The sequence below is a fragment of the Prevotellamassilia timonensis genome (assembly GCF_021531665.1).
Classification (GTDB): Bacteria; Bacteroidota; Bacteroidia; order Bacteroidales; family Bacteroidaceae; genus Alloprevotella.
On record NZ_JADYUH010000225.1, the window covers coordinates 1 to 252 of the forward strand.

The 252-nt window shown below is 58.3% G+C and carries 1 pseudogene; it reads left to right on the top strand.

Annotated features, from left to right (window positions below):
• Window positions 1-252: pseudogene (locus I6E40_RS10865) on the top strand (DUF3874 domain-containing protein); the annotation flags it as partial.

Sequence of the window (252 nt, forward strand, 5' to 3'; positions counted from 1 at the left end):
TGGTGGAGGCGCCGATTAGTCGCGAGGCGATAGACCACGACCAACTCTATGCACAGGTCATGGCAGAGTTGGCGGCGGGTCAGCCAACCTTCTTCTCCAAAGAGGAGGAGGCTGAGATAGAGGAGCATAACCGCACCTTCTACCGTCAGTCCCCGTTGGCGGAAGCGTTCCACAAGTCATTCATGATGGGCGAAGGGTCGGAGGCTACGCAATGGCTGTCCGCCACCGAAATCTTCGAGACCTTGAAGCGCG